6 protein-coding genes are annotated in these 6124 nt (G+C 48.0%); 4 read left to right on the top strand and 2 right to left on the bottom strand.

Annotation, left to right across the window (positions count from 1 at the left end; translation table 11 throughout):
- Positions 1-411: transposase (locus tag J7E85_RS05355; protein ID WP_215155770.1), on the bottom strand; the 411-nt coding region annotated here is incomplete at its 3' end.
- Positions 412-800: 389 nt separating this feature from the next.
- On the opposite strand from J7E85_RS05355, the gene J7E85_RS05350 reads away from it, so the two are divergent.
- Complete coding sequence (locus J7E85_RS05350; RefSeq protein WP_215155769.1) at positions 801-1478, top strand: protein kinase family protein; 678 nt, start codon at positions 801-803, stop codon at positions 1476-1478.
- A 130-nt stretch (positions 1479-1608) separates the two neighbouring features.
- Here the strand turns inward: J7E85_RS05350 and glsA are convergent, their stop codons facing one another.
- Complete coding sequence (glsA, locus tag J7E85_RS05345; RefSeq protein ID WP_483311301.1) at positions 1609-2550, bottom strand: glutaminase A; 942 nt, start codon at positions 2548-2550, stop codon at positions 1609-1611.
- Between the two features lie 480 nt (positions 2551-3030).
- Here glsA and J7E85_RS05340 point away from each other — a divergent pair, with 480 nt between their 5' ends.
- From J7E85_RS05340 to J7E85_RS05330, 3 genes are read left to right on the top strand one after another with little or no spacing between them, the layout of a single operon-like run.
- On the top strand, positions 3031-3798 hold the full coding sequence (locus J7E85_RS05340; protein WP_215155768.1) for an ABC transporter ATP-binding protein: 768 nt from the start codon (positions 3031-3033) through the stop codon (positions 3796-3798).
- The gene (locus J7E85_RS05335; protein WP_215155772.1) at positions 3785-5716 is read left to right on the top strand and encodes an ABC transporter permease; all 1932 of its coding nucleotides are present in this window, start codon (positions 3785-3787) and stop codon (positions 5714-5716) included. Before J7E85_RS05340 ends, J7E85_RS05335 begins: the two co-directional genes overlap by 14 nt.
- 22 nt (positions 5717-5738) lie before the next feature.
- On the top strand, positions 5739-6104 hold the full coding sequence (locus J7E85_RS05330) for a YxeA family protein (protein ID WP_215155766.1): 366 nt from the start codon (positions 5739-5741) through the stop codon (positions 6102-6104).
- Positions 6105-6124: the final 20 nt, after the last annotated feature.

Below are 6124 nucleotides of genomic sequence, written 5' to 3'. Positions count from 1 at the left end.
GTCGACAAAATAGTGTTCCAGATTGACGTACTTTTCCTGGGCAAGAAACTGAAGCACGCTCGTGAAGACGATCTCCAGCACATCTTTCATACGCTCGGAACGAAAACGATTGATGGTGCGGAAGTCCGGGCGCTGTCTCCCAGCAAGCCACATGAACATGACATTCTCACGGACGGCTTTGGCGATCTGACGGGAGGAGTAGATTCGCTGCGTATAGGCGTAAATGATGACTTTGGTGAGCATCTTGGGATGGTAGCTGTCTCGTCCGCCACCGGGATAAGCGGCCGAAAAGATGCGCTCATCCAAGCGGTTGACCGCTTCATTGACGATGCGAACAAGATGATGGGGAGGAATGTCGTTCTCCAAGTCCATTGGCAGATGAAGTTGGTCCATGGTATATTGAATGTACAAAGAAACCGTTCCTTTCGTAAATGGTGGGTAGCACTTCCATTTTACCAAAGAACGGTTTCTTTGCGTCTAAAAAAGCAAGAAATCTGCACGGCGTAGCGGAGAGGACGAATCGATTCCGGACAAGCGTCAGCGCTCGCCTTTGCCCCCACATTTCGTCCTTGCTCAGAACCATTCCAAGAAATGTGGGGGCAACAGCGATGGGAGGAACGATTCGTACATGGAGCGTCTTCTAACAGCAAGAAGGGGGCCTCCCGCAAGATCTAAGATCTTTTGGGACACCCCCTTTTTTGTGGTCAGGATCAGGCATCGCTGGCAAATATTTTTTTTTGAAACGTGAGTGTGGTACGATCATACTGATTTAAGTCCAGTAACACCAAATGAGGTGGCCTATGAATCAGGAACATTGGAAGCAGGCAGAAACCGCACTGGCTTGTATGGAAGTTATCAAGAACGGTGATAACGACCCTGTCACGATTGAAGGCGAATCGGATGATCTGCGCTGCATCGGAATCGGTACGGATGCTGCAGTATTCGTATACGAACCTTTGCCGGCCTACGCGTTCAAACTGTATGCTGCGGAGGCACTGCCTAAGAAGGAAGCGGAGATTAAGGTCTATCAAGAGCTGGTGGGCAGCCCCTATTTCCCTGCATTTTATGGGGCAGGTCAGCGTTATGTGGCGATCAGCCATGAATCTGGATTAACCCTGTATGACTGTTTGCTCTATGGTGTGTCCGTTCCAAGGCAGGTCATCGATGATGTCGAGGCAGCACGTTCCTTTGTGCGGAGCAAGGGCTTAAACCCGCGGGATATTCATTTGAAGAATGTACTGCTGCAGGAAGGCAGAGGGAAGGTGCTCGATGTATCGGAGTATATTCAGGAAGGAAACGACAAGCGATGGGAGCATCTTATGTGGGCTTACGACAACGTATATCCGCTGCTTGAGGGCAAGAAGCTGCCGCTATGGGTATTGGAGGCCGTGAAGAACGGATATTACCGTCTTGACCCATCCAGTGTGAATATGCAGGAATTTGCGGACCGGATTGGGCGACTGTTCTTCAGAAAATAGGAAAATGGGACCCATTCGAAACAGGTAAGAGCATCCCCTCTTAACAAACGAAACGAAACGCTATCTTCAGAACATATTTGGCGGATTCAATCCCCTTGAAGCTGTAACTGCTCCAGGGGGATTTTTGTATTTAGAAGATACTCCAGTCCATCTCCCGGGATATGGACCGGAGTAAATGTACGCCGGCATAGCTGTTGCCTTTATCATTCAATGCAGGGCCCACCACGCCGATGCCATAACGTCCCGGCACAAAAGTTAAAATGCCCCCTGAAACGCCGCTCTTGGCGGGTAAGCCTACCTGAATGGCGAATTCTCCTGATGCGTTGTACATGCCACATGTCGTCATGAACGTCTTGGCGATTTGAACATATCTTCTCGGTATGAGCGCTTTGCCGGTTAGCGGATCCGAACCGTTGCAGGCTAGCACCAATGCCATTCTGGCTAAATCGGCGCAATCCACAGCAATGGAGCAGTGCCGAAAATACACCTCTAACACCTGTTCAACATCTCCGCTGAGCACCCCGTTTTCCTTCAAAAAGAATGCTATGGAGCGATTCAGATTCCCGGTTTCCGATTCGGAGCGGTAAACGCCCAAGTCATACTCCAAACCAGCGTTGCCCGCTAGCTCTTTAAGGAACTGAAGAATTCGGTCGGATTTATCGTTCGGGCTGTCTCCGCGAATTAAGGAAGAAACGGTAATCGCGCCTGCGTTAATCATCGGATTGAAGGGAATGCCGGGTCTCACTAACTCCAGCTTCAGCATGGAATTGAAGTTGTCTCCGGTCGGCTCCATGCCGACCTTACTGAAGACGGCATCCTCTCCATTGTCCATCAGCGCCAATATCAGCGTAAACACTTTGGAGATGCTCTGCATCGTAAAACGCAGCCCGCAGTCCCCGGCGGTGACGGATTCACCCTGGGGGTTCATTAAGGTGATGCCCAAAGCATCATGGGGAGCTTTGGACAGCTCGGGGATATAGGAAGCGACTTTGCCTCTGCCGACACATGGCGAGCTGGCTTCCAGCCAGCCGGGGAGCTGCTGCCTGATGGCTTCGATATCGGGTGACATCATCTGTTAAACTCCTTTCTTGGACTCTAGTTAGTCAGCAGTTGAATGACATTAGTGACGATGAAACAAACGGATTTTGAGACGTTGGATGACGAAAGATTGGGATGGGCTTGTGTGGAATCAACGCTACTAGGGATCCGCGGAAAAAATGCTTCGGTCAAATCAGGATTCTGAAAGCGTGTATTAGGGGTATCCTATTTGCTGCAGACACCCGGGTATGAACACTTATATGAAAGATTTAATGAGATCGCTCCCGATAGCTTGAAACGGATCAGCATGTTCATTCGTTCCAATCCGCATAACAGAACGCTATAGCCCGCCATGGCCATGTCCATGCAGCGGGTTTTTGTTTTGTTCTGAGCCAGTAAGAGCACTCAACAAGTTTGTTAAGCTTTATGTAAGGTTCGTATAAAAATCGTGTAAGGTTCGCCTTCTATAATTACATCTGTGCTTAACTAACGATGACTTGAAGGAGAACGCGATATGACAACCATATTACAAGCAAAACATGTAGAAAAAACATTCGGTATTCAAGGAAATCAATATACGGCATTGCAAGACATCAATCTTGAAATTCAGGAAGGTGAGTTTGTCGGTATTATGGGGCCTTCCGGGGCAGGCAAATCCACGCTGCTGAATATTTTCTCGACGATCGATACACCGTCGGCAGGCGAAATTACCATTGCCGGACAACATATCGTATCGATGAACGAGGAGCAGCTATCGGATTTTCGCCGGAATCAGCTAGGATTTATCTTTCAGGACTACAACCTGCTGGACACACTCACCGTCAAAGAAAATATTTTGCTTCCCCTGGCATTGTCCAAGGTGCCTGCAGCCGAGATTGAGAAACGGGTGAACGAGATCGCCGATACGTTCGGGATTCGCGATATCTTAAACAAATATCCTTATCACATCTCGGGTGGTCAGAAGCAGCGCACCGCGGCCTCGCGCGCCATTGTGGCCAATCCAAGCCTCATACTGGCGGATGAACCGACAGGGGCGCTGGATTCCAAGTCGGCAACCAGCCTGCTGCAAAGCTTAAAGAAACTGAATGAGATAGAGCGTGCCACCATCATGATGGTCACTCACGATGCTTATGCAGCAAGCTACTGCAAACGCGTCATTTTTATAAAAGACGGGCAGCTGTACCAGGAGCTTCATCGAGAAGACCAACTGCGCAAGGTGTTTTTTGATCAGATCCTGGAGGTACTGGCTGCACTTGGGGGTGAGCATGATGACACTGTTTAGCATAGCCAGAAAAAACATCCGCAAAAATTTCACCAATTACTTTTTATATTTTGCTTCGATGATCTTTAGTATCGTCATTTACTTCACTTTTGTTTCACTTAAATATGATACTGCGATTCAGTCCGCAACGGAGGGGTCGACAAAAATCAGCTCGGCCTTTAGCGGTGCCGCCGTCGTGCTGATCATCTTCGTGGCTATATTCATTTGGTACTCCAATTCCTTCTTTACCCGCAAGCGCAAGAAAGAAGTGGGATTGTATTCATTGCTCGGTGTTCGGAAGAAACAAATTGGCCGGATGTTATTTTATGAAAACTTTCTGATGGGTGTGCTGGCTCTACTGGCCGGGATTGCCCTGGGTTCCGTGCTGACGAGATTTTTTGTATCCCTGTTAATGAAGGTCATGGGATATGATGCGGTGTCGAATTTCTCGATATCGCCTGCGGCCATCATCAACACCGCCATTGTGTTTATGATCATTACGCTTATCACATCACTGCAGGGTTACCGATTGATCTACCGGTTCAAATTGATTGAGTTGTTTCATGCGGATCAGGAGGGAGAACGGGAACCGAAGGCTTCATGGATTACCGCTGTATTGTCTCTGGTATTCATAGGCACCGGATATTGGCTTGCTCTGCAGAACCTGCTGGAATCCAAGGCTTGGGCGGCGATGGGATTCATGCTAACGCCACTCGTCATCCTGACGACGGTGATTATCGGAACGTATCTGCTGTTCAGTACCCTGACCGTGACGTTGCTGAAAATATCCAGAAATAACAAGAACAGATTCTGGAACGGGATGAACATGATCGGTGTCTCCCAGCTTCTATATCGCATCAAAGGCAATGCGCGTACGCTCACGATCATTGCCGTCCTTAGCGCGACAACACTTACTGCTGTTGGGACGGCATACAGCTTTTATTACAGTAATGCAAGCAATGCCCAGCAAGCGAACCCCAACAGCATGATGTGGATCTCCCACGATAGCAGCGTGACAAAGCGAGCCGACGAGTTGATAGACTCAACTCCGCATCACGAGCTGTTATATCATGCGTCCGTCCCTGTCCTTGAAGTGGATGCTGATGTTAGAGGGCTCAGTGAAGCATTTTCGCATGACATCCAAACATACAACGTCCTATCTCAGCATGATTTTAACGAGCTGGCGAAAATGCAGGGCCGCAAAGACACCATTACTTTAAGCGGAGAAGAGGCCGTTGCATTGGACCCGTCCTATTTCGAAGGAATTTCACCGACGTATGTGGGGTCTACAGTCACTCTCAAACAAAACAAGCAGGAACTGCCAATTACCTTTAAGGAATTGAAGAAATACAGCGTGCTGAACTTGGGTACGGTCTATTCTACTATGGTTGTAAGCGATGAACGGTTTGCGCAATTGGAGAAACAAGCAACCACGATCATGCTGGAGGCCTATGGCATATCGAATCAAGACAAAGCAAAGCAGCTGACGGAGGATCTCGAAGGCATCTTGCCGGAAAGTGCGTCATTTGCCAGCTATTATCAGGATTATGCGAGAGGAATGGAAGCGTCAGGCCTGTTGATTTTTATGGGAGGATTTCTGGGGCTTGTGTTCCTCACGGCGACCGGCAGCATCATATATTTCAAGCAATTAACCGAAGCCAATTCGGACAAGGCAAGATATCAGATTTTAAACAAAATCGGCGTAAATCGGAATGAGGTTAAAAAGAGCATAGCCCAGCAAGTCCTGTTCATCTTTGCTTTGCCGCTCGTTGCCGGCATTGCCCACTGCGCTGTCGCACTTTCAGCTTTGTCCAAACTTCTGCATATGAATCTCGTGATTCCGGTCGTGATCTGTATGGGCGTCTATACCTGTGTTTATTTGATCTATTACGTCGTGACCGTTAGGTCCTACTATAAAATTGTAACCAAAACAAATTAACCTATCATAAAGGAGTAGAGTCATGAAAAAAACGATGATCTTCGGCGGCATTCTTGTCGCCATCTTAATTGGGTTTGTTGTATTTATTCAAAATGTGAACATTAACCGCTTCGGGACAGATTCATATTATGTGCAAATTCAAGATGGAACCAAAGTGGAAGACAAAATGGATAACGGGGAGAAGTACATCTACTATGAGTACACCTTGGAGGGATTCAACAAAGAAGGGAAGGCGAAAACGTTAACCTTTAGGGCGAACAAAGAACTGCGAAAAGAAGCGTATTTGCGTTTGTACGTCAAAGAAAAGGGTGTCAGCTCCTATCAAGAGGTACAGGCAAACAAGCTTCCGGAACAAGTCAAAGTGAAGCTCGAAACGTTAGGAAAATAAGGACGATATCAGAGGGAGAG

Source organism: Paenibacillus sp. ISL-20 (assembly GCF_018613005.1).
Lineage (GTDB): Bacteria > Bacillota > Bacilli > Paenibacillales > Paenibacillaceae > Paenibacillus_AQ.
The sequence above is the reverse complement of the archived record's forward strand: the minus strand, read 5'-3'. Positions and strand labels throughout refer to the sequence as shown.

What these genes read in the sequence shown, in the direction of transcription:
- J7E85_RS05350 (WP_215155769.1), top strand. Translation starts at nt 801, where the DNA reads ATGAATCAGGAACATTGGAAGCAGGCAGAAACCGCACTGGCTTGTATG.
- glsA (WP_483311301.1), bottom strand. Translation starts at nt 2,550, where the DNA reads ATGATGTCACCCGATATCGAAGCCATCAGGCAGCAGCTCCCCGGCTGG.
- J7E85_RS05340 (WP_215155768.1), top strand. Translation starts at nt 3,031, where the DNA reads ATGACAACCATATTACAAGCAAAACATGTAGAAAAAACATTCGGTATT.
- J7E85_RS05335 (WP_215155772.1), top strand. Translation starts at nt 3,785, where the DNA reads ATGACACTGTTTAGCATAGCCAGAAAAAACATCCGCAAAAATTTCACC.
- J7E85_RS05330 (WP_215155766.1), top strand. Translation starts at nt 5,739, where the DNA reads ATGAAAAAAACGATGATCTTCGGCGGCATTCTTGTCGCCATCTTAATT.